Consider the following 23,000-nt stretch of genomic DNA (forward strand, 5'->3'; position numbering starts at 1 on the left):
AAAGAACTGAACAATGGGGGCTGCTTGATGCGACCGAATATTCTAATTATTGATGATGACGAAAAGATTATTTCTATGCTGCGTAGAGGTTTAGCTTTTGAAGGTTACGATGTGAAAACAGCGGTGAATGGAGCGGATGGATTACGGGCAATCTTGAGCAGTGATCCGGATGTGGTAATTTTGGATGTAATGATGCCTCAGGTGGATGGTTTTGAAGTATGTCGCCGCTTGCGGGAAGGGGGCAGTAATGTTCCTGTTCTCATGCTTACCGCGAAGGATGAAATTGAGCACCGTGTAAAAGGGCTTGATCTGGGTGCGGACGATTATCTGGTTAAACCTTTCGCGCTGGAAGAACTGCTTGCACGTGTACGTGCGCTGCTTCGGCGTAAGAGTGAGCAAAACGAAGGTGGAGAGCAAGCGGTTTCTTATGAAGATATTACGCTGGATGTGGATTCACGTGAGGTTACCCGCGCCGGTAAAAGACTGGAGCTAACAGCGAAGGAATTTGAGCTGCTTCATCTTTTTATGCAAAATCCGAAACGTGTGCTTTCACGGGATCTGATCATGGATAAAATATGGGGTTATGATTATAGCGGTGAATCTAATGTGCTTGAGGTATACATAGCTATGCTACGTCAAAAGACGGAGGAGCATGGCGGTAAACGCCTCATTCAAACGATCCGGGGTGCCGGTTACATTCTAAGAGGTGACAACTAACATGTCTATAAGATTGCGGCTGACTGCTTGGTATTCAGGGATTTTGGCCGTTATGCTGCTGGCCTTATCAGCCGCAATTTACGGTTTTGTTTATTTTAATACTTATGGGGACTTGAAGGATCGTATACAAAAACAGGGTGAGCAGCTTGTAACCAATCTCAATCCTAACTGGGCGTATGACGGTTCATTGCAAAGTGTGAGCATAAACCCCTTCTTCGGCAACAAACTGGAGGAAGCTAATATTCTGGTGCAAACCTATATCTATAATAATGAGAACCTGCAAAAGTCAGAGAACTTGCATTATCTAGATATCCAATTCGATGTTCCGAAACTGGAAGATATTGATAAAGCTCACGGGTTCAAACAGACTACGCTTGGCGGATATCATTTGATGGTTTATCAGATACCGATATATGACTTGAATAAGAGTCCTGTGGCCCTTCTACAGGTGGCAACACCGTCAAATTCGGAAGACAAGCTCTTGGAGCGTTTAAAAAATATACTACTCGTAGGTTCTTTTGCTACCCTGATCGCGGCATTTACCTTCGGTTTGTTCCTTGCGCGCAAATCCATGAGTCCAATCGGCAAAGTAATTGAAGCTGCGAATGGGATTCAGACGGGGAATGATTTAAGCTCGCGGATTGAATACGATGGGCCGCCAGACGAGATAGGAAGACTTATTGAGACCGTTAACAGTATGCTTGGGCGTATGGAAGGGTTCTACACAGAGCTGGAGGATTCGTATGCGGCTCAGCGCCGTTTCGTTTCAGATGCTTCACACGAGCTTCGGACACCGCTCACTACGATCCGCGGAAATATTGATCTGCTGCAAAAGGTTTGGGAGATGGAACCCGGAGAAGGGAAGATGAGTGAAGCTGAGATTCGCCAGCTATCGCTTGAATCGGTGCAGGATATCGCAGACGAGTCTAAGCGTATGAGCCGCTTGGTAGCGGATATGCTCTCGCTCGCGCGTGCGGATACTGGACGTACTTTTGATATAGAGCCCGTGGCACTGGAACCGATGATGAATGAGATTGCGCGCCGCGCCTCTTTCCTGCCCCGTCAAGCCGAGTGGGTTACAGGTGATATGTCAGTCTTAAATGGCAAATATATAGTTGGGAATAAAGATTATCTACAGCAAATGCTCTTTATTTTTATTGATAATGCCTTTAAGTACACGCCTTCAGGCATCGTGAGTTTGGATACCCTCTTCTATCAGAATCAGATTGGCATTCGGATCACAGATACAGGGATTGGTATGGATAAAGATGAGGTTCCATATATCTTTGACCGTTTCTATCGTGCAGATGAATCGCGTGGAATTACGGAAGGGATTGGGCTTGGCTTATCCATTGCTAAGTGGATTATTGACGAGCATGGTGGGTCTGTGGAGGTTGTTACACGCCAAGGTGAGGGTACCACTTTTGTCATCTGGTTGCCGCTTCTCTTTGCTCCGCCGCTGGAATAGGGTATAATTTAGAAGTGTCCTATTACAGATGTCAATGAAAGCAGAAAGCTGGTGAACTCATGGAAGTCATTAAAATCTCTCCCCGGGGATATTGTTACGGAGTTGTCGATGCAATGGTTATGGCACGGCAGGCTGCGCAAAATCTCGATCTTCCCCGGCCGATTTATATACTGGGTATGATTGTTCATAACAGTCATGTCACGAATTCGTTCGAAGATGATGGCATTATTACTTTGGACGGACATAATCGTCTGGATATTCTGGATAAAGTGGATAGTGGGACCGTCATATTCACTGCACACGGGGTTTCTCCTGAGGTACGCAAGATGGCTAGAGACAAGGGTCTAACTACGGTCGACGCTACCTGTCCTGATGTCACGAAGACCCATGATCTTATTCAGGAAAAAGTAGATGACGGTTATGAGGTCATTTATATCGGCAAAAAAGGCCATCCGGAACCGGAGGGTGCTGTGGGTATTGCCCCTGAGCATGTGCATCTGATTGAAAAAGAAGATGAGATTGCTACGTTATCCATCTCTTCTTCACGTATTGTCATTACGAATCAGACTACTATGAGCCAGTGGGATATTAAACACATCATGAAAAAGCTTCTAGAGACCTTCCCAGGTGCTGAAGTGCATAATGAGATATGTATGGCTACCCAAGTACGTCAAGAGGCTGTGGCGGAACAAGCGGGGCAATGTGATCTGGTGATTGTTGTCGGTGATCCGCGAAGCAACAACTCCAATCGTCTGGCACAGGTGTCGGAAGAAATCGCTGGGGTTCCTGCCCATCGTATTTCTGATGTGTCTGAACTCCAAACAGAATGGCTAGAGGGTGTAAATATCGTCGGGGTCACTTCTGGCGCGTCCACACCTACACCTATCACCAAAGAAGTGATTAACTACTTAGATCAGTATGATTCGGCTAATCCGGAGACGTGGGAGATCAAACGTACAGTGAATATGGCGAAGCTGCTGCCACCGGTTAAGAATAAGAGTGCAAGTACTACTTAATGTAATGGGCTAGGCTCGAACTTATATATTATGAACGCTGCAACAAGAGCGCTTAACTTCGTCAGTCGAGGTTAAGTGCTCTTTTTTATCGAAAGAACGCTTCCGGCATAGGAATTAGAATATAGATTGACTATAATCGTTTTTTGAGGTAAAATTGCTTTAGTGATTAAAAGCATAAAAGCTTAAAAGCGAACACGCGTCGTAGCGCGATAGTACTTAGCGGAATTATTATAAATTTTAAATGTAGAGAGGGAGTTATAAATATGATCGTCATTACATCAAATCAAACACCGGAAGAGCAGGTTAAAGATATAATTGCCGTAATCGAAAAAGAAGGTTTGCAGGTGCATCTCTCCAGAGGAGCAGATCACACGGTGATAGGTTTAGTGGGAGGCGTCACTCCTAAGCTCGCCGAGCATTTGCGGCAAATGAAGGGTGTAGAGAACGTCGTGAAGATCTCCAAATCCTACAAGCTGGCCAGCCGGGATTTCCATCCTGAGGATACGATTATTGATATCAAGGGTGTGAAGATTGGTGGAGAAAACCTGGTGATCATGGGCGGACCTTGCGCCGTTGAGTCTCCAGAGCAGATTGATGAGATCGCCCGGCTTGTTAAAGCGTCTGGTGCTCAGGTACTTCGTGGAGGCGCGTTTAAGCCCCGTACAGGACCGTACAGCTTCCAAGGCGTAGGTGTGGAAGGTTTGACTATGATGGCTGAAGCAGGAAAGCGTCATGGGCTGTTGACCATTACAGAGGTTATGACACCAGAGTATGTTGATATCTGTGCGGAGCATGCGGATATTCTGCAGGTGGGTACACGGAATATGCAGAACTTTGATTTGCTGCGCAAGCTGGGGACCTGTGGCAGACCTGTTCTTCTAAAACGTGGCTTCAGTGCGACCTACGATGAGTTGCTCAATGCAGCGGAGTACATTTTGGCAGGCGGTAATAAGGATGTAATGCTCTGTGAGCGCGGGATTCGCACATTTGAGACCTACACTCGTAACACGCTGGATCTATCGGCTATTCCTGTGCTACAAAGCTTAAGCCATCTTCCAGTAATCTCTGATCCAAGTCACGGAACCGGTCGTCGTGAGTTAGTTGAGCCTATGGCCAAAGCTTCTGTTGCTGCTGGCGCAAATGGTCTAATTATTGAAATGCACACAGATCCGGACAATTCCATGACAGGTGATGGTGTTCAATCGTTATTCCCTGATCAGTTTGATAACCTGCTTAAGGATCTGGAAAAGCTGGCTCCAATTGTTGGACGTAAGTTTTCAACTTCGCCAGAAACGGTTTCGGTCCTATAAAATTTAATCTAATAGCTTCCTCGGAAGCCCTCTTAACCCGCGACCTAGTGGGAAAAGAGGGTTTTTTTGGAGTTGGATAAAATAAATGTGACATGGAAATATGCGAAAATAACAGATTTCACGAAAGCGTTAGAATATCTTACATTGCTGAAAGAAATACCTGACATAAGCATTGACGATGTTAGGTATGAGATTTATAATTACGACAGCAAAAAAAATTAAAACAAGAACATTTGCATACTGTGAGCGGCCTAATGTTCGGAACTTGGGGGAGGAAAAATTCATGTCGGTTGAAAAAGTGTTGCAAACAATTAAAGAGAACAATATCGAGTGGGTAGATTTTCGATTCGTAGATTTAGGTGGTCGTGCCCACCACATCTCTCTGCCAGCTTCTGAAGTGGAAGATGAAACTTTTGTAAATGGGGTAGCATTCGACGGTTCTTCCATCAAAGGTTTCCGTGGTATTGAAGAATCAGACATGGTTATGATGCCTGATCCGAATAGTGTATTCATAGATCCGTTTACAGCTCATCCAACGCTGAACGTGATGTGCGACATTTTCACTCCTGATGGCGAACGTTATGAGCGCGATCCTCGCGGTATTGCTGTGAAAGCAGAAGAATTCCTGCAAAAAAGCGGAGTAGGTACATCTGCATTCTTCGCGCCGGAATCAGAATTCTTTATCTTTGACGATGTTCGTTACGAAAGTGGCATGAACAGATCCTCATTCTTCGTAGATTCTGAAGAAGCGGCTTGGAATACGGGTCGTAAAGAAGAGGGCGGCAACTTGGCATTTAAAGTTGGCGTTAAAGGTGGATATGTTCCTGTAGCACCAGTTGACTCCCAACAGGATATCCGCAGTGAAATGTGCCGTCTGCTCGCTGAAGTTGGACTACGCATTGAACGTCATCACCATGAAGTAGCCACTGCAGGTCAAGCGGAAATTAACTTCCGTTTTGATACCTTGAAGAAAACTGCTGATAATCTCATGACTTATAAATATATTGTACAAAACACTGCACGTCAGTATGGCAAGGTAGCAACCTTCATGCCAAAACCGCTGTTCGGTGATAACGGTAGCGGAATGCACGTGCATCAATCCATCTTTGACGGAGACACTCCTTTGTTCTACGAAAAAGGCGCTTATGCTAACCTGAGCGAAATGGCTCTTCATTATATCGGTGGTATTTTGTACCATGCACCAGCATTGATCGCTTTGACTAACCCAAGCACCAACTCCTTTAAACGTCTGGTTCCTGGCTACGAAGCACCGGTTAACTTGGTTTACTCCAAAGGAAATCGTTCTGCAGCAGTTCGTATCCCGGTAGCAGCTGTGACACCAAAAGGCTGTCGTATCGAATTCCGCACACCGGATTCCACAGCTAACCCTTACTTGGCATTCTCCGCAATGCTGATGGCAGGTCTGGACGGAATCAAGAACAAGATCAACCCGCAAGAACTGGGTTATGGTCCTCTGGATAAGAACATCTATGAATTGTCTGATGCAGATAAAGAAAAAATCCGCAGCGTTCCAGGCAGCCTGAGCGAAGCGCTTGATTCTTTGGAAGCTGATTACGAGTTCCTAACAGAAGGCGACGTATTTACTAAGGACTTCATCGATAACTATATTGCTCTGAAACGTTCTGAAGCACAAGAGGTTGCCATTCGTGTTCATCCACATGAATACGCCTTGTACTTCGATCTATAAGATTCCTGCTATTATAATCTTTATAATAAAAGAAGCTGTCTCAAAAGTAGTGAATTCTACTTGGGGCAGCTTCTTTTTTATGAATCAGGAAAAGTAATGGATTTTACTGTGCCCTATGACTTTATGCTAAGAAAGACTACACTAGCCCCCGTTCAGGAGCGCCGCAGGACTCTCTAATGATAAGCTCTGGCTCCACGCTGAAAGAACTCGTGCCGGATTGGTTGTTTATTAGATCATATAGCATTAGCGCTGCTAGGCGGCCGATCTTATCTTTATTTTGGCGGATGGTAGTCAATAGGGGGGTTGTATAATTGCAGGCCTCGATATCATCACAGCCAATAATTGCGACAGTTTCAGGAACGGCGATAGAAGCCTCTTTAAGAGCACGCATCGCCCCTATAGCAAGCTGATCGGACGCCGCGAAGATCGCTCTAGGTAAATTTCCATTCTCAATCATTCTACGCATCGTCTCATACCCGCTGGCCTCAAAGAAGTTACTTCCGTTTAAGAACCAATTCTCGTTAATAGGCAGTCCTAAATCTTCAAGAGCTTTGCGATAACCACTTTCGCGCATATTGGAGATGTCTGAATCTGAGGAACTGCCGATGTAGCCAAGCTCTCGATAGCCCAGTAAGTAAAAGTGTTCCACCACTTTGGAGGACATTTTGAAATTATCCGACATGATAAAACCAGAGTTGTCACCGGTCAGCTTTAAATCTACGCCGATACACGGAATTGTACTGTTGTCTAATTCGCTGATGGAGGTTTCTAGCTCCTGTCCGGATAGAAGCACACACCCATCTACATTAAAATGCTGGCAACGGGCAAGATAATCGTTAGTATCGCCACTTTGGAATTTTTCATTGGAAAAAAAGATAAGGTCGTAACCTAGTAGTCCCATTTGTTTTTTGAATGAATTTAGCACCTCGATGAAAAAAGGGTGGGTAAAGTCGACATTCAGCATTCCGGCAAAAATCACTCCGATTAGATTGGATGATTTCGTAGCCAATGTTTTAGCTGAATTGGAGGGGGTATATCCAGTTTCTTTTATAATTTGTTGAACCCTTGTCTTGGTATCTTCCGAAATATCACTGTAGTTATTAATGATTTTGGATACTGTCGAAACAGAAACTCCAGCAATTTTCGCTATATCTTTGATGCTGTAGGCCAAATTAAGTCCCCCTTATAGTGAAAAATGTTCCGTAATATATGTTTAAAATCTACTCAAGGCTATTTTTTTATGACTTGAATTTATGATTTACGAAATAGTTTCGTTACTTATTTTATAGTTCAATAAGATTATAGTCAATGGAATGTTTACTCTTAAACTAGGATTATGCTTGGTTTTAAAGGTTTTTTTGAATATTCGGTTCAAAAAACGTTCAAAAACGAACAAAGAAAAAAGACTTTACAAAGACAAATAACGATGTAATAATAAAAACACCGAAACCGCTTTCTGTGATATCGTCCTTACTGTTTCGTGATTTTCAGAAATTAACATGTGGTTTCGTTAAAAGGGTCATAACAAATTATCTGGGGGGTAACAAAATGGTAAAGAAGCTTTCTGCGGTATTGTTGAGCTCAGCGCTAGTGCTCTCATTAGCAGCATGTGGAAACAGCAATAACAACGCGAATGGTGAGGCTACTCCGGGCAGCGGAACAAACAAGCCTGCATCTGGTGATAAGAAAGTGATTAAGATCTTACACTGGAAACAAGAGAATATTAACAAGGTCATTACAGAAATTAATAAAAAGTTTGAAGAAAAATATCCGGAATACAAAGTGGAGTACACAACCACGGGTCCGGATGATGAATTCAAACAAGCACAAAGAGCAAGAATTACAGCTGGTGACGTAGATGTTCTTGCCGATCTATCCGGTATGAGATTGTCCCCGAAAGATTGGACACCAGGTGCGAAAGTGCCAGACTGGCAACAATGGATTGATTCCGGACTGATTGCTGATCTGAGCAACGAAGCTTTCGTTAAAAACTACAATGCGAATGATATTGCTAAAGCCGGCACTTATAAAGATAAAGTGTATGCAATCCCAACCGGTAAAGTAGCAATGTCAGGATTCTTCTATAATAAAGAAATTTTTGAACAAAACGGTCTGACTGTACCTACAACTTGGACAGAGTTCATTAGTGTTCTAGATACATTGAAAGCCAAGAGTATTGTTCCAATCGTAGTGGCTGGTAAAGACGTATGGCCATTGAAACTGCCAGTGTTCGGTTTGCAAGCTAAGATTCTGGGTGGCGGCAACCAACAACAATGGATTGAGGGTGTTTGGAAAGGAACTTCAGCATTTAACGATGCTGAGGCTGTAGAAGTATTGGAGAAAATGAAGACGCTTCAAGATAACTACATCATCGACGGTTTCTTGGGTATCGACTATGCAACAGCACCTTCGTTTTTCGCAACAGGAAAAGCAGCTATGATTGCTGACGGAACTTGGGATGCTCCTACGATCGCGGCAGCAAATCCAGATGTGAAATTTGGTTACTTCCCAATCCCAGCTACAGAAGATGCTGCTAAGAATAATTCTCTTGTCGGTAAATACGATGTAACTTGGTATGCAGCAGAAAAAGGCCCGAACAAAGAAGGCGCTTTGAAATGGCTGGAATTCTTCTCTGAACCAGAAAACTACACAGAATATGTTAAAGCAGCAGGATTCTTGCCTACACAAGACAATATTGCCACTGAAAGTGATTTTATTGACAAAGAACTTGCTCCATACATGACTGGAGATTTCGAGCTTGCTTATGAAATTATGATGATTAACCGTGACAACGTTGGTGAGCACATTGCAGCTGAAGGCGTTCACACTGAGTATTTGGCACCAGGCGGCGAGTTTAAAACCGCTAAAGAGCTTGCAGACGTACAACAAAAAGAATGGGAAGCAGCAGCACCTAAATAAGTAGCTATCCCGATAAATAAAAAAGAATCTACAACATACTGTACACCAAACATGTTTTACAGCTTCGGGGTCTGTTTTGTGCAGGCCCCGATCATTTTATTGAATTAGGATTGGGTAGGTGAGAGAAATGTATCCGTTCGGGAAAGGTTTTAAACGATATATACCGCTTCTGCTGCTAATGATTCCATTATCATTGTATGTAATTTTCTATTTTGGCCCATCTATGATGACGGTCATCTATTCATTTACAGATATCACTAACGTTCCTGGAAGCAAGATGAGTTTCGTAGGCCTTGACAATTATTATGATGTATTTTACTCAGGAAATTCAGGCGAGCGTTGGGATTCCATTATACGTACTATTTATTTCATGGTCATTGTAACCATTGTACAGAACGGTGTCGGTCTGCTTATGGCCGTAGTTATCAATCAGAAGCTGAAAGGCGATTATTTCTATCGCGCGGTATTCTTTTTACCGGTTGTGCTTGGTGTGGCGGTAGTTGCACTGGTATGGGGCATGATGTTCGATCCGCTGAGTGGTCCGGTTAACCAACTGTATGATTCTTTGTTCGGTTATAAAGATATGTTCTTTGGAAGCTTCACTCATGCGTTCGGTTATATTATATTTACGCAAATTTGGATGTATATGGGATATTCGATGTTGATTTTCCTTGCGGGACTACAATCCGTACCCAAAGATTTGTATGAGGCTGGATATATAGACGGAACTACGAAGTGGCAATCTTTTAAAAATATCACATTCCCACTTATCGCTCCATCCTTTACGATTAACATTATTTTGTCTATTATCGGTGCGATGTCCACCTTTGATATTATTCTCGCAACTACGGACGGTCGCTTTAACACAAGAACGATGGCATATGACGTTTATAAAGAGACGTTCCGTGGTTCTCTACAGATGGGACTTCCTTCCGCGCTTTCCGTGGTTCAGTTCCTTATGATTCTGGTGTTTGTAGTATTTGCAGTGAAACAAATGCGTAAGAGAGAGGTGGAATATTAATGAAGGATTCCAAAACCGCCAAAACTCTCTCTTATATTCTGATTGCAGTGTTGCTTGTTTTGTATATCATGCCGTTGTTATTTGTAATCAATATTTCATTCAAGTCCTTTACAGAATATCTGCTAGATCCTATCGGTCTCGTAAAAAGTATTCAATGGGATAATTATAAAGAAGCTTGGCTACAGGGGAATTTCTCTAATTATTTCTTAAACAGTCTGCTGTATACAGCCGTAGCAACAGTGCTGACCCTAATTGTTTCGTTATTTGGGGCCTTCCCGGTGGCGAGAAATTATGTGAAGTGGAGCGGATTTATTTATTTGTTCTTCTTGATGTCTCAGTTCCTGCCGAATCCAATGGTCGCACAGTTCAAGCTGATGCTTACCATGAAACAGGAGCTAGGATTTGTAGGTTATGACACGAAGCTGGGTTACATTCTCCTTAAAACAGGCGGAACGGGTATCGTGTTCATGATGTTTGTAGGTTACATCAAAGGAATTAGCCGGGAGATGGATGAAGCAGCAGGTATGGATGGTGCTGGATATATGCGTTATTTGTTCCAGATCATCATGCCACTTATGAAACCAGTAATTGCTACAGGTGTTATTCTAACAGCTATTAGTATCTGGAATGACTTCGTGGGGCCGGTCATGTATTTACCGAGTCCAGAAAACTATCCAATCACCTTCGGGCTTAAAGAATTCCGCGGTCAATACGGAAACAACTGGCCTATGTTGGCGTGCGGGATCATGATCGTATCTGCACCGCTTATCATCCTATACACCTTCATTCAAAAGTATATCGTTGACGGTGCATTGGCAGGTGCGGTTAAAGCTTAAGTAGTTGTGTAAATGAGAGGATGGAGAGAATGGATCGTAATAAAATTCATGGCTTCGAATTCACCGGAAATGATGGGGAATTCAGGCTTCAGCAACCGGATCGCAGCAGTTTTCTATATTTCCCTCTAGTGAATGAAGGGGGAATGATGTCGACAGTAACTCCAAAACTTCATGGTCAGGTTACCACAGGTCATAATACATTTTTGACACCGCCATTATCGGTTGAAGATTTGCATAATTCGCGGGCTTCCCGCAACTTCTGGGTATACGTAGACGGCAAGGGAGCTTGGTCGGCAGTGGGGAACTCCGCTAAGCAAAATGCCGATTTTTATACATCGTCTACTGATGAAGCGGTACTAGAGGCTGGTTTCTTGTGGCAACGCGTAACGCGTTGTAACGCAGAGATGGGTGTTAAAGCAGAAATCACCAGCTTTGTGCCAAGTGGTAATGATAAAATCGAATTAATGAAGGTTAAGTTGACCAATACAGCAGCAGAGGCTACTACGCTGACACCGACAGCGGTAGTTCCGATCTACGCGCGTTCGGCGGATGATCTGCGCGATCATAGACATGTAACCTCTTTGCTTAACCGGATTTATACTTCACCCTATGGTGTTGAGGTTCAGCCTGCCCTCTCCTTTGATGAGCGGGGACACCGCATCAATCACACTTCTTATGGAGTATTTGGTGCAGAGGGTGACGGCAGTCAACCTGCGGGGTTCTTTCCGGTGCAGGAGGAGTTCATTGGAGAAGGTGGAAGCCTGGATTGGCCAGAAGCTGTTATCCTGAACAACACGCCACAGATTGGCAAGGGCGGAGGCGTACAAAGAGAGGGATATGAGGCTATCGGGGGTCTTCGTTACGAGACGCTTACTCTGTCTCCTGGTGACAGCCATTCTTATATAGTAGTTATGGCGATCCATAATGAGAGAATTGACGTGGATGCTTTGATGAACAAATATGGTACATCTGAAGCTTTTGATCATTTGCTTGAGGAAACTAAAGCCTTCTGGGCAGATAAAGTGAATATGGTAGAATTTCATACCGGTGATTCAGATGCTGACCAATGGATGAAATGGGTTACGATTCAACCCGTGCTGAGAAGACTTTATGGTAACTCCTTCTTGCCTTATCATGATTATGGAAGAGGCGGACGTGGCTGGCGGGATCTTTGGCAGGATTGTCTAGCACTCCTTATTATGGAACCGGCTGAAGTGCGCAGCTTACTGCTGAACAACTACGCTGGGGTAAGAATAGATGGTAGTAATGCCACTATTATCGGTCAACAGCCTGGTGAATTTATTGCCGACCGTAACAACATCCCGCGGGTGTGGATGGATCATGGAGCTTGGCCGTTCTTAACTACTATGTTATATCTGGATCAGAGTGGTGATCTTGATTTCTTATTGCAGGAACAGACGTATTTCCGCGATACCTTTATGAGTCGGTGTAAGGAACGCGATACTTCATGGGATACCTCGCTAGGAAGTGATCTCAGAACAACTTCTGGTGAGGTTTATAAAGGTACGATTCTGGAGCATATCCTGCTGCAAAATCTGGTTCCGTTCTTTAATGTTGGAGAGCACAATAATATCCTGCTGGAGGGCGCAGACTGGAATGATGGTCTTGATATGGGCGCAGACCGGGGTGAGAGTGTAGCTTTCACAGCATTCTACGCAAGTAACTTATTGGATATTTCTCGTGTGCTGCGTACGCTAAAGACTTCTAAAGGGCAAGAGACAGTTGAATTGGCAGAAGAAATGAAACTATTGCTAGATTCGCTTGGTGAGCAAGTGGATTATGAATCTGTATCAGGCAAGCATGAAAGACTTAATCAATATTATGCTGCCGCTCCGAACAAAGTTAGCGGTATTCGTGTAGCACTCGACATAGAGACGGTAGCGGACGATCTGGAACAAAAAGCAGAGTGGATCTTTAATCATTTGCGCCGCAATGAGTGGGTGGAAAGTGAACACGGTGGAGGCTGGTTTAACGGTTATTATAATAATGATGGAGAACAAGTGGAAGGGGAATTTGCAGAAGGCGTTCGAATGACGCTTACAGGTCAAGTATTCCCGCTGATGGGTCATGCAGCTGCGCCAGAGCAAATTCCTCATATCATTGCCGCCGTGGATCGTAACCTACTGGATGACAAAATTGGGTACAGACTTAATTCCCGTTTTGGAGGGATCCAGCAAAATCTGGGTCGCGCCTTTGGCTTTGCTTTTGGACATAAAGAGAACGGTGCTATGTTCAGTCACATGACCATCATGTATGGCAATGCGTTGTATAAACGCGGATATGTGAAAGAAGGACATAAAGTACTAGAATCTCTGTATAGCTTAAGTACTGACTTTGCAAAAGCCCGCATATACCCAGGAATTCCTGAGTATATTAACGAGCAAGGCAGAGGGATGTATACGTATTTAACAGGATCAGCGAGCTGGCTGCTGTTAACTATGGTTACTGAAGTATTTGGTGTAAAAGGTAAGCTAGGCGATCTTTTGTTGGAACCGAAGCTTGTTAAAGCGCAGTTTAATTCTGAGGGAAAAGCCTCTATTAAGACAATCTTCGCGGATCGCGAGTTTGAAGTGGTCTATAAAGCCACAGGAAGCTTAAACTACGGGGAGTACCAAATACACGCTGTTACCCTGAATGGCAGCGAGGTGACGCTGCAGCGCGGCTCAGGAAGTGCGATTATTCCGCGTGAAGAGTTGCTCTCTCTGCAGACAGAGAAATGCCACTTGATTGAAGTGACATTGGCGTAGCTTTATACGATATTTTAAGACGTCTGCACCGTTATTCATAGCGGCTGCAGACGTTTTTTTCAATAATGAATATTTATTCATTGTAACAATGAACGAAAGGGCGCGTTAGGTATGGGTTACAGACTGTCAAATGGCATATTAACTGTCGATATCGCTGATATCGGAGAGTATAAGGGCACACGTTTTGACTGGACAGGATTTATTACACAGGTGACATTAGAAGAGGGGAAACATACGTTTTGTGTGCCGGAAAGCTTGAAGCCAGGCGAAGGAACTGGGGGCAAGGGGCTTTGTAATGAGTTTGGCATTTCCCGGGCAATTGGATATGATGAAGCACCAATCGGAGGCTGGTTTCCAAAAATCGGAGTCGGATTGTTACAAAAAGGAAATTCCCCATTATACAGTTTCAATGAGGAGTTCCCCTTAACCTCTTTTAGTAAGGATATCGAAGCAGGGAATGATGCGGTCACCTATACGATCCACCCGATGGAAAGCAACGGATATGCTGTGCAGCTAACCAAAACGATTTCTTTACAGGGGGATCAATTAATAATTGCATATGAACTGCATAACAAAGGGCAAAAGCCTTTCCATACGGAGGAATATATTCACAACTTCATCGGAATCGATGGGTTGAATATTGGGCAGGATTTCGAACTGCGTCTTCCGAGGGAACTCAAGGTAGTAGAACCAGAATCCTCCTATACGAAAGAATTGCTAGAGGTATCCGGGAATACCCTTACTTGGTCAAAGGAACCGGATAAACCCTTTTATTGCAAGTTGAGCGGTTGGGAAGGTCAGGAAAATGAGTTCACCTGGGAGTTGGTTCATAAGCCTAGTGGAACAGGCGTGCGAGAGAGTGGGGACTTTCCAGTAGAACGTATGGCCCTGTGGGGAGAAGGTCATGTAGTCTCTCCTGAAGTATTTGTGAACATTAGTCTTTTACCGCGTCAAAGCAAGAGCTGGCGCCGATCTTACCGGTTTTTCACTGCGAAATGAGTACCGTCTTAACCTTTTATGTGAATAATTATACTTGCTGGTGCGGGAGAATATTGCTATCATAACCATATCCATATTGATAGGAGAGAAAGGGTGGGGAGCAGTTTTGAATAAGAGAGCATACAATTTTAATGCCGGACCGGCAGCATTGCCGCTTACGGTACTGGAACGCGCACAAGCGGAGTTTGTTGATTTCCGGGAAAGTGGAATGTCTATCATGGAGATGTCGCACCGTGGTGCAATTTACGAATCCGTGCATAATGAAGCGCAGGAACGTCTGCTTTCGCTCCTCGGCAATCCGAAGGGCTATAAGGTATTGTTCTTACAAGGCGGAGCAAGCACGCAGTTTGCAATGATCCCTATGAACTTGATTTCCGAAGGCCAAGTAGGTAGCTATGTAATGACAGGTAGCTGGGCAGATAAAGCTTATAAAGAAGCCAAATTGGTAGGAGGCGCTCATGTTGCTGCTTCTTCCGAAGATAAGAAATTCTTGGCTATACCTGAATTAAGTTCGATCAAAGCTGCGGAGAATGCTGCTTACCTTCATGTTACTTCCAACGAGACCATTGAAGGAACGCAATATGCAGAATTTCCGGATGCAGGCTCGATTCCGTTAATCGCGGATATGTCTAGTGATATACTTTGCCGTCCAATCGATGTGAACCAATTCGGAATGATCTATGCCGGAGCACAAAAGAACCTTGGACCTTCAGGCGTGACTGTAGTTATCGCGAAAGAAGAATTGCTTGCAGAATCACCTTCTAACATTCCTACTATCATGCGTTACAGCACTCATTATAAGAATAACTCTCTTTACAATACACCTCCATCTTTCTCTGTATATATGGTGAACGAAGTATTAAAATGGATTGAGGAGCAAGGCGGCTTAGCTGGCATCCATTCCAAGAACCTTGAAAAATCGGGTCTGTTATATGATCACATCGATGGAAGTGACGGTTTCTACCGTGGTGTTGCAGAACAAGGCAGCCGCTCTATTATGAACGTTACTTTCCGGATGCAATCAGAAGAACTCGAAAAGCAGTTTGTCAAAGCTGCTGAACTGGAAGGTTTTGTCGGCTTAAAGGGTCACCGCAGTGTTGGGGGCTTGCGTGCTTCCATCTACAATGCAGTTCCTTACGAAAGTGTAAAAGCACTATCCGATTTCATGAACCATTTCCGGCAAACTCAAGGTTAATGAATTCTATCTATAACCTTCCGCCTTCTTGGTGGAAGGTTTTCAGTTTGTTTGGAGAAGCTATGGTTAGGCACTAGAGTAAAACATCTGGCTATTAAGCCTTTAGAGAGGAAGGAACCATATAATGGCACTCCATATCGTATTAGTCGAGCCGGAAATTCCGGCCAATACTGGCAACATTGCGCGTACTTGCGCCGCTACCGGCACTCATCTTCACTTGGTTCGTCCACTCGGATTCCGTACTGACGATGCTACATTAAAAAGAGCAGGATTAGACTATTGGCATGCTGTTACTATTGAATATCACGACTCCTTTGCTGAGGTTTTGGAGAAATATAGCGAGGGGCGTTTCTTTTACGCAACGACGAAAGCAGAGAAAAGATACAGCGACTTTAAGTTCCAAGATGGCGATTTTTTTGTTTTTGGCAAGGAAACGAAGGGGCTTTCTGCAGAGATTCTAGAAGCAGGTAAAGAAACAAAAATGCGCATGCCAATGAGTGATGCTGTGAGATCTCTGAATTTATCCAATTCGGCAGCAATTATTGTGTACGAGGCGCTTCGACAATTGGATTTCCCTAATCTTATTTAAAAAAAGACAAATTTTTTATTTTTTTCAGCAGGATTCGACAATTAGGTAACGAAATATATTGAAAGAGCCGAAATAAGTAGTAGCTACTAAATAATTTTTCTTGAACAGGAGAGGTGTACGTTAGTTATGAAACCTGCTGGTGTAGTTCGCAAAGTGGATCAGTTGGGTAGAATTGTTCTGCCTAAGTCCCTGCGTAAAAGGTATCAGATGAATGAAGGCGACCCGGTTGAAATTTTGGTACAGGGTGACCATATCATCTTGGAGCGTTACCGTCCAAAATGTGTTTTCTGTGGATCGATGGATGGTGTAAGCGAATATAAAGATCGTTATATTTGTTCTGCATGCCTTTCGGAAATGACTCAATTGCCAAGACATGCCTAAGAAGTACATATTTTGAATTTTGACAGCCAAGAGCTTATAAAAAACTGTCCTCTTCGTAGAACTCTTCTACTTGGGGGGCAGTTTTTTTATGTATACGAAAAATGCCCCCGCACCAAGTGGCTGCAGGGACATATCGGCTTTATAGGCCTTTTGTTTTGTCGTCGTTGTAAGATGAGGTAAGGATGCCGACCGTAAATAACACAAATACGAACATTACGATCCAAAAGGTTAATGAGAACGACATACTGGCACCTCCAATAGCGAATGTATTCGTTATCAAGATTATAACCTGCAATTTAATAAAAATAAACGCAAATGTGATATGTTACATAGACAATTTACTATATTATTTAAAAAACAGAAAATTCGTTGGCACAGCTCTTAGATTTCCATCGGATGGTTTATTGATAACTCTTCCGTTAAAGATCAATGAGGAAGAGCCACCACCATCTAAATTATAAGCATCTACGAGACCCATATTCGATAATTTGTTCTGAATCTCCTCCAGCTGTGCACCAGAGCTGCCATACTCATTATATCCATCCGCTACAAAAAGCAGGATCTGATCATCTTTATATTTGCCGATCACGGTACGTGGTGCCCGATTAGGGGATGTTTTCCACTTTTCGGGTATGGGTGTTTTGATGTTGTTTTTAAGGAGGACAGGCACAAAGGTGGCGCCGAATACAGGATCTAGCTGATCTAATTGTGCGCGACTGTAGAATTTCCCTCCGATTAATTGCCCGGATTTGTTCAGCCCAACAAAACTTAGGTCCTTGTACGTGGGCTCAAAACCGTATAAATACTTTCCATCCACTACAGTTGTGCTTAAGGGATAACGTTTTCCGGATTGATCTGCAAAGCCGCCCGCATTAATACCAGCAATGGCACCATTACGCTGTACGGCATGCATAGTAGTTTCCGCACCGGAGGCTGTCTCCGCCAAGCTCATCTTCATAGCGGTCGGGTCCTTCAATTTGATTTTCAACGCATAAGCTTTGTAGTTTCCTGGATTCAATCGATATAACTCAACTCTTATACGGTCGCTAGTAACGATCTCTGAAGGTATACCAAGCTTGGCTGAAATCCTGCGGTTATAGATCAGTTCAGGCCGGGTCGCCTGAGTCTGTGCTGTTTCGACCAGCTTATTCATCGTAGTGGTAGTCTCTTTATATAGCTTGGCACTAGCGCTGACAGCATCAATGGTGTAAGCTGCGGAGGCCTCTGCCAGCGTCAGCTCTTTTTTTAAGGAAGCTGTTTCATTCACTGGCCCAGCGCTTGGAGTGAATTGTCCTACATCAAGGTCTAGCTGTAGCGGTGGTCGATACCACGACATACAAATAAACAAGCCTATGAACGGTGCAGTTAGAAGCATGAAGAAGCGGTTTACTCTTTTGACTGGCGTCATCATTTGATCAGATCCATTTCTTTCTTCAATGCTTCTAACTGTTTGCTTACCTCACTCAATTGCGTATATAGCTTGTTGCTGTTATCTGTCTTGGCACTAGCATTATCTTTAGTGAAGGTTAATAGTTCGTTAAAGCTTTGCACTGTATTCTGCAATTCCTTCACTTCTTCAGAGAGAACGGCAATTTTTGCTTCATAGTCGGTCTTCAAAACGGTAAGCTGCTGCTGGCTCTGAGTACTAAGTTCGGTAAGCACCTGTTGCTTCAGATGGTTCGTGTAGCTGTATACAGCATATACGCCGAGTCCGATCATCATAATCCAGAACAGTAAAAACCATTTTACGGAAGGGCCGTTTCTCGCAGTAGTAGAGCGCGAGCGTACCGGGGACGTTTCCGCTAGCGGTTGCATTTTATCACCTCGGGTTGGTCTTTTTTTCAAGTCCCCATTCTATCAGACTTTGACAAGATTCGCAAAAATGTAAGAGAGTATGAAAACTAGAAAAAGTAATTGCATCCTATTAAACTACTGCGATACAATTTCTATAGATTGGAATTCTGATAGACGTACACAAGGTAACCAGCTAGAGATTATACAGACAAGTCATCATACAGCCTTGCTTGCGTTTTAACCGGAAACGCTGCGGCGCTTTCCTTTCTAGATAATTATATATAGAGCAGGGGGTCAGGGCATTAATGATGAAGGTTTGGCAGGTGGTCATTGTGGGGTGTCATCCTACAAGTATGCTGGGGACAAAATTGATTTTGGAAGAGGAAGAGGGGCTTAAGGTTCTGGGAATGTATTCCACTTGGGACGAAGGCGCTACCATCGTAAGGGAAAAAAATCCCGAGCTAGTGCTAGTAGATTATCATATGCCTGAGGGGAATATTGAGAGTGTGCTGTTAAATATGAAAAAAAGCTCACCAAACTCACATTTTGTCGTGATGACAGACGAAGACGGGCGAGAACTGCTTCAGCCCCTCGTAGAACTAGGAGCCAGCGGGATATTCTCGAAGGGAGCTTCTCCCCGTCAGCTTTTACAGCTGATCCTGGGTTTACGGGAGGGTTTTCTTTCAATGCCGTTGGAATGGATTGAAAAAGGAGCTTGGCCGATTTCGACATTTAAAGGATTAGATGATGTTCTGCAACTGACGGAGACAGAGATGTTTATCATGGAGCGAATCGTTCAAGGGATTACCTACGATAAAATTGCGCTTGAAATTGCGGTAAGCCGTCGGTCCATTGATAATTATTTGCGCAAAATCTATGTAAAGCTAGATGTTTCGACCCGGGCACAAGCGATTGAGAAATTCGCGCTCTTCTCAAGACAAAACAGGCAAATCTACGCCTAACCCACGCTTTACGACATAATGACGTATGGGGTGGAATATTCTTGGAGTAGAAGTAAGAATATCATGTTGAATGGGTAACCATCCCATCCTTGGATGAGGATGACGAAGCCGTTTCTACTTGGTAACAGGGAAGGGGGATTTCGCATGATTTACGAATTTTCTGCTCGCGCACACACATTGTTGTCGTCATCGCTTCTTAGTATCCGCACCCAAACACGGAGAAGCTCCATGATATCGCTAGCTGAAGAATTACCAGCGGAAGAACTATTCCCATTGTCACTGCTTGCTGAAGCAGCATCTACGGTGATTTCAGCAGATGCGGGAGCACTGCAATATGGTGATCCTGCAGGGTACGGACCGCTTCGGGAGTGGCTCGCAGGGGATTGGCTTAAAGAAAAAGGGGTAAATGTTGTTGAGGGTGGAGTTCTGCTAACAACGGGTAGCCAGCAAGCCATTGATTTGTTGTCGCGGGTGTATATTGATCCAGGAGATCGTGTATTAGTAGAAAATCCGACCTCACCAGGATTTTTGCAGACTCTTCGGATGCAGGGGGCCGTTATTATTCCTGTACAGGGTGATTTGGACGGGCTTGATCCGGAGCATTTGCGGAGCCAGATTGAGCTGCATAAGCCGAAAATGCTGTTCGCAACCCCTAGCTTTACTAATCCAAGCGGCATTTTATGGAGTCTGGAGAGACGCCGCGCAGTATTGGATTTATGTATCGCATATAACATCTTGATTGTGGAAGATGATTCTTATGGGGATTTGCACTTCCAGAAGCAGGGTGAACAAAAGGCTAAAAGATATCCGTCTTTGTATGCACTGGAAAATATCAGCGATGGCGGACACGTGCTTTATATCGGTTCGTTCAGCAAGACCGTTGCGCCCGCGCTGCGGACGGGCTGGGCGGCAGGCAGCCGAGTCTTGATCAGAATGATGTCTGCGGCTAAGCAGATGGCCGATTGGCAGTCGAGCGCATTAAATCAGCGGCTGCTGCATCATTTATTGGATGTGTCTGCGTTTGATCTGCGTGAGCATATCGCGCAGCTGAATCGAGAGTATAACACCCGTCTGAAGCTTATGGTGGAACTGCTCAAGCGGCCTGCTTGGAAGGGCAGCTACTATGACCTTCCATCAGGAGGCATGTTCCTGTGGGTCGCACCACCAGAGGGAATGGATGTTATGGCGTTGCTCAAATGTGCGCTAGGTAAGGGAGTGGCTTTTTTGCCAGGTCCGTTATGTAGTGTAGATGGAGTCAGCAATCACCTTCGCCTTAACTTTAGCCATCCCGGCCGGGATGAGCTGCTGCTTGGCATGAATCTGATGAGCGAAGCGGTTAAGGAGTTCACAGCACGGAGTTAGGTAGTGGAATGAAAGTTGGGAATGAAATGATTGAAATGAATGATAACACAAGACACTTTTAGAGCTAAAACAAGGACAGAATTACAAGTCGGGCAAGACGAAGTTCGTGATGTGAGATTAATTAGGGAAATCCTCCCTAAAACTGGTCGATTTGAACTCTAAAATGGACTGTTTAGGGAATTTCTCCCTAAAAAATCAAGGGATTCCCCGTTTTAGGGGTAAATCTGGCGAAAATCAGGGAAGATTTCCCTAAAATGCGGTTTTTAGCGTGTGAATCGAAGAATATTGGGGAGGATTTCCCTAATAACTTAGTGTGCCTTTTTCGGAATGGTGTTTTTAAAGCTTATTTTGCTTTGAATGATTCAGCAAGAGTAGCTTGTTAAAGCAAGAGTAGAGAAAATAGTAATTAGTAAATAAGGCTCGTGTTCGAGAGTGTAAATAAGTTAAATAAGTACAGGCACTTAGAGCCGGATGAGGTACGCAGAGATATGAACGTGGTAAGAGTGAGATACGAACGCGAATGAAATCTGAATGTGGACGAATGAGTTACTAATGTGATGAGAATGATTTGCGAACGTGGGAAGAGCGAGTTAAACACGCGGTAAGAATGTAATACGAATGTGGTATGTATGAGTACTAATGAGATATGAGTAAAATAAGACATGGTACGTATGAGATACTAGTGTGTTAAAAATGTAATCTAAATGTGGTATGAGTGTAGTAAGAGCGTGGTACGCACCAGATACTAATATGTTAAGTGTAAGTTAAGAACATGGAATGCACAGAGATAGGATTTAAATAAGATTAGACATACGAAAAAGCATCCCGTAGGTGGGATGCTTTTTGGCGTTATTTACACATGTTATGTGTGCATCAGAATAATAAGTTTAAAGTCTGAGTAAATGATTAGAACCGAGCTAAAAGAATAAGACCCGACTAAAAAGAAATAGTCGATAGAAGTACTGTCCCGGCTAGGTTAGCTAATTAATGGGATGATTGCTGTTATTGGGTACGCCGCTTGTTATCGCGGCATATTCCACCAGCGCCGCATGACCGGCTGGGGTTAGGGTGTAACGCCCACGGCTTACCCGGTGAAACCAGCCGTAGTAGTTGTTCTGAAGCATAGCGGCGGCGGTGGGTACGCCGCTACGCTTCCGCAGCTCGGCCGGAGTGATGCCGGCCGAGCGGGGAGCGCTTCCTGCGGCCAATACGGCCGCTGGAAGCGTGCTTGAGGCAGCGCTAGGGGCACCGCTTCGCGTGCCTACCGCCGCTGCCTCCCGTGCTGCCGCGTCCCCGGCAGCACGGCTCTCCGGCGCTGAGCTCAGCGCCGGAACCTGTTCAGCGGTGCCCGCCGCTGAACGTTTGGCAGCTGCGAGCGAAGCCTTCGCAGCTGCCTTCTCTGCAGCGGCGGCGGCGTCCGCCTCCGCTGCTTGCAGAGAAAGCGCGACACGCAGCGCTTTCTCGCGGTAGGCCGTCACGAGCTTGACGCGCGTGCTGCCGCCGGTGTTGTAGTCTCCGCTGCGCTCGCGGAACTCATAGAGCAGGCGCTCGCGCCGCCGCTTATTGCTGCGCTGCGCAGGCGGCTTCTCGTCTGGCTCTACGAGCACCTCGACCAGCGGTGCTTTGGTCTTATAAAAGATAACAGTGATCAGCCCAAGACCGAGCCGGCGGCATAATCCGCTAAGCTCGCCCCAGCGCTGGTTCACCGCTCCTTTTTTATCACGGACACGTTCCACTGCGAGATAGACGGTAGGACTGAGCTTCAACCGTTCTACCCCTTGCAGCAGCAAGGCGAGATTGAATGATTTTTTCATCTCCACGATCAGAGGATGCTCAACGTCCTCCCGAATCCCCACCAAATCGCAGGTCCGAACCTCACCTTTGATGCTGTAACCCTGCTTTTCAAAAAAAATCTTCAAAGGAGCATACAGCTCCGTTTCATGTCGTACCGCCAT

At 44.6% G+C, this 23,000-nt stretch carries 19 protein-coding genes; 15 read left to right on the forward strand and 4 right to left on the reverse strand.

The window, feature by feature from the left end; translation table 11 throughout:
- The first annotated feature begins 27 nt into the window (after nt 1-27).
- From MHB56_RS22800 to glnA, 5 genes are all read left to right on the forward strand, one after another.
- Nucleotides 28-717, forward strand: a complete 690-nt coding sequence (locus MHB56_RS22800; RefSeq protein ID WP_076126423.1) for a response regulator transcription factor — start codon at nt 28-30, stop codon at nt 715-717.
- Between the two features lies 1 nt (nt 718).
- The gene (locus MHB56_RS22805; RefSeq protein WP_076126425.1) at nt 719-2,185 is read left to right on the forward strand and encodes a sensor histidine kinase; all 1,467 of its coding nucleotides are present in this window, start codon (nt 719-721) and stop codon (nt 2,183-2,185) included.
- Between the two features lie 59 nt (nt 2,186-2,244).
- Nucleotides 2,245-3,201 carry a 4-hydroxy-3-methylbut-2-enyl diphosphate reductase gene (locus MHB56_RS22810; protein ID WP_076126427.1) on the forward strand — a complete coding sequence of 319 codons (957 nt, stop codon included), beginning with the start codon at nt 2,245-2,247 and terminating at the stop codon, nt 3,199-3,201.
- Nucleotides 3,202-3,464: 263 nt separating this feature from the next.
- Nucleotides 3,465-4,511, forward strand: a complete 1,047-nt coding sequence (gene aroF, locus MHB56_RS22815) for a 3-deoxy-7-phosphoheptulonate synthase (protein WP_076192813.1) — start codon at nt 3,465-3,467, stop codon at nt 4,509-4,511.
- A 283-nt stretch (nt 4,512-4,794) separates the two neighbouring features.
- On the forward strand, nt 4,795-6,219 hold the full coding sequence (gene glnA / locus MHB56_RS22820) for a type I glutamate--ammonia ligase (RefSeq protein WP_036684454.1): 1,425 nt from the start codon (nt 4,795-4,797) through the stop codon (nt 6,217-6,219).
- Nucleotides 6,220-6,355: 136 nt separating this feature from the next.
- Here the strand turns inward: glnA and MHB56_RS22825 are convergent, their stop codons facing one another.
- Complete coding sequence (locus MHB56_RS22825) at nt 6,356-7,390, reverse strand: LacI family DNA-binding transcriptional regulator (protein ID WP_076126431.1); 1,035 nt, start codon at nt 7,388-7,390, stop codon at nt 6,356-6,358.
- Between the two features lie 377 nt (nt 7,391-7,767).
- Between MHB56_RS22825 and MHB56_RS22830 the strand changes: the two genes are divergently transcribed.
- The 8 genes from MHB56_RS22830 to MHB56_RS22865 all read left to right on the forward strand — a co-directional run bounded on the left by MHB56_RS22830 (nt 7,768) and on the right by MHB56_RS22865 (nt 16,927).
- Nucleotides 7,768-9,138: an ABC transporter substrate-binding protein gene (locus MHB56_RS22830; RefSeq protein WP_076126433.1), complete on the forward strand. Its 1,371-nt coding sequence runs from the start codon at nt 7,768-7,770 to the stop codon at nt 9,136-9,138.
- A gap of 127 nt (nt 9,139-9,265) precedes the next feature.
- Entirely contained in the window at nt 9,266-10,159 is an 894-nt protein-coding gene (locus MHB56_RS22835) for a carbohydrate ABC transporter permease (RefSeq protein WP_076126435.1), read from the forward strand.
- Complete coding sequence (locus tag MHB56_RS22840; protein WP_036684447.1) at nt 10,159-10,995, forward strand: carbohydrate ABC transporter permease; 837 nt, start codon at nt 10,159-10,161, stop codon at nt 10,993-10,995. The genes MHB56_RS22835 and MHB56_RS22840 overlap by 1 nt, the downstream gene beginning before the upstream one ends.
- A gap of 29 nt (nt 10,996-11,024) precedes the next feature.
- Nucleotides 11,025-13,763 carry a GH36-type glycosyl hydrolase domain-containing protein gene (locus tag MHB56_RS22845; RefSeq protein ID WP_341144042.1) on the forward strand — a complete coding sequence of 913 codons (2,739 nt, stop codon included), beginning with the start codon at nt 11,025-11,027 and terminating at the stop codon, nt 13,761-13,763.
- Between the two features lie 111 nt (nt 13,764-13,874).
- Nucleotides 13,875-14,762, forward strand: a complete 888-nt coding sequence (locus MHB56_RS22850) for a hypothetical protein (protein WP_076303845.1) — start codon at nt 13,875-13,877, stop codon at nt 14,760-14,762.
- 106 nt (nt 14,763-14,868) lie between these two features.
- Nucleotides 14,869-15,957: a 3-phosphoserine/phosphohydroxythreonine transaminase gene (gene serC, locus MHB56_RS22855; protein ID WP_076141387.1), complete on the forward strand. Its 1,089-nt coding sequence runs from the start codon at nt 14,869-14,871 to the stop codon at nt 15,955-15,957.
- 124 nt (nt 15,958-16,081) lie between these two features.
- On the forward strand, nt 16,082-16,546 hold the full coding sequence (gene trmL / locus MHB56_RS22860; RefSeq protein ID WP_076218323.1) for a tRNA (uridine(34)/cytosine(34)/5-carboxymethylaminomethyluridine(34)-2'-O)-methyltransferase TrmL: 465 nt from the start codon (nt 16,082-16,084) through the stop codon (nt 16,544-16,546).
- 126 nt (nt 16,547-16,672) lie between these two features.
- Nucleotides 16,673-16,927, forward strand: a complete 255-nt coding sequence (locus MHB56_RS22865) for an AbrB/MazE/SpoVT family DNA-binding domain-containing protein (protein WP_036684437.1) — start codon at nt 16,673-16,675, stop codon at nt 16,925-16,927.
- Nucleotides 16,928-17,273: 346 nt separating this feature from the next.
- Here the strand turns inward: MHB56_RS22865 and MHB56_RS22870 are convergent, their stop codons facing one another.
- Complete coding sequence (locus MHB56_RS22870) at nt 17,274-18,338, reverse strand: phosphodiester glycosidase family protein (RefSeq protein WP_143761961.1); 1,065 nt, start codon at nt 18,336-18,338, stop codon at nt 17,274-17,276.
- Complete coding sequence (locus MHB56_RS22875; RefSeq protein ID WP_036684435.1) at nt 18,335-18,742, reverse strand: hypothetical protein; 408 nt, start codon at nt 18,740-18,742, stop codon at nt 18,335-18,337. The genes MHB56_RS22870 and MHB56_RS22875 overlap by 4 nt, the downstream gene beginning before the upstream one ends.
- A 284-nt stretch (nt 18,743-19,026) precedes the next feature.
- Here MHB56_RS22875 and MHB56_RS22880 point away from each other — a divergent pair, with 284 nt between their 5' ends.
- Together MHB56_RS22880 and MHB56_RS22885 are read left to right on the forward strand one after the other, a co-directional pair.
- The gene (locus MHB56_RS22880; RefSeq protein ID WP_036684433.1) at nt 19,027-19,683 is read left to right on the forward strand and encodes a response regulator transcription factor; all 657 of its coding nucleotides are present in this window, start codon (nt 19,027-19,029) and stop codon (nt 19,681-19,683) included.
- Between the two features lie 144 nt (nt 19,684-19,827).
- The gene (locus tag MHB56_RS22885; protein WP_076184673.1) at nt 19,828-21,045 is read left to right on the forward strand and encodes an aminotransferase-like domain-containing protein; all 1,218 of its coding nucleotides are present in this window, start codon (nt 19,828-19,830) and stop codon (nt 21,043-21,045) included.
- A 980-nt stretch (nt 21,046-22,025) separates the two neighbouring features.
- Here MHB56_RS22885 and MHB56_RS22890 read toward each other — a convergent pair.
- Nucleotides 22,026-23,000 (reverse strand): DUF2161 family putative PD-(D/E)XK-type phosphodiesterase, encoded by a 975-nt coding sequence (locus tag MHB56_RS22890; RefSeq protein ID WP_339281871.1) that lies wholly within the window; start codon nt 22,998-23,000, stop codon nt 22,026-22,028.

Source organism: Paenibacillus sp. FSL H8-0315 (assembly GCF_038005365.1).
In the GTDB taxonomy this organism is placed as follows: domain Bacteria; phylum Bacillota; class Bacilli; order Paenibacillales; family Paenibacillaceae; genus Paenibacillus_AQ; species Paenibacillus_AQ odorifer.

Excerpts from the sequence above, each read along its gene's own strand:
- aroF (WP_076192813.1), top strand. The coding sequence starts at position 3,465 with ATGATCGTCATTACATCAAATCAAACACCGGAAGAGCAGGTTAAAGAT.
- MHB56_RS22875 (WP_036684435.1), bottom strand. The coding sequence starts at position 18,742 with ATGCAACCGCTAGCGGAAACGTCCCCGGTACGCTCGCGCTCTACTACT.
- MHB56_RS22805 (WP_076126425.1), top strand. The coding sequence starts at position 719 with ATGTCTATAAGATTGCGGCTGACTGCTTGGTATTCAGGGATTTTGGCC.
- MHB56_RS22880 (WP_036684433.1), top strand. The coding sequence starts at position 19,027 with ATGATGAAGGTTTGGCAGGTGGTCATTGTGGGGTGTCATCCTACAAGT.
- MHB56_RS22850 (WP_076303845.1), top strand. The coding sequence starts at position 13,875 with ATGGGTTACAGACTGTCAAATGGCATATTAACTGTCGATATCGCTGAT.
- MHB56_RS22865 (WP_036684437.1), top strand. The coding sequence starts at position 16,673 with ATGAAACCTGCTGGTGTAGTTCGCAAAGTGGATCAGTTGGGTAGAATT.
- MHB56_RS22870 (WP_143761961.1), bottom strand. The coding sequence starts at position 18,338 with ATGATGACGCCAGTCAAAAGAGTAAACCGCTTCTTCATGCTTCTAACT.
- MHB56_RS22885 (WP_076184673.1), top strand. The coding sequence starts at position 19,828 with ATGATTTACGAATTTTCTGCTCGCGCACACACATTGTTGTCGTCATCG.
- MHB56_RS22835 (WP_076126435.1), top strand. The coding sequence starts at position 9,266 with ATGTATCCGTTCGGGAAAGGTTTTAAACGATATATACCGCTTCTGCTG.
- MHB56_RS22845 (WP_341144042.1), top strand. The coding sequence starts at position 11,025 with ATGGATCGTAATAAAATTCATGGCTTCGAATTCACCGGAAATGATGGG.
- MHB56_RS22890 (WP_339281871.1), bottom strand. The coding sequence starts at position 23,000 with ATGGCGGTACGACATGAAACGGAGCTGTATGCTCCTTTGAAGATTTTT.
- glnA (WP_036684454.1), top strand. The coding sequence starts at position 4,795 with ATGTCGGTTGAAAAAGTGTTGCAAACAATTAAAGAGAACAATATCGAG.
- trmL (WP_076218323.1), top strand. The coding sequence starts at position 16,082 with ATGGCACTCCATATCGTATTAGTCGAGCCGGAAATTCCGGCCAATACT.
- MHB56_RS22830 (WP_076126433.1), top strand. The coding sequence starts at position 7,768 with ATGGTAAAGAAGCTTTCTGCGGTATTGTTGAGCTCAGCGCTAGTGCTC.
- MHB56_RS22840 (WP_036684447.1), top strand. The coding sequence starts at position 10,159 with ATGAAGGATTCCAAAACCGCCAAAACTCTCTCTTATATTCTGATTGCA.
- MHB56_RS22810 (WP_076126427.1), top strand. The coding sequence starts at position 2,245 with ATGGAAGTCATTAAAATCTCTCCCCGGGGATATTGTTACGGAGTTGTC.
- MHB56_RS22800 (WP_076126423.1), top strand. The coding sequence starts at position 28 with ATGCGACCGAATATTCTAATTATTGATGATGACGAAAAGATTATTTCT.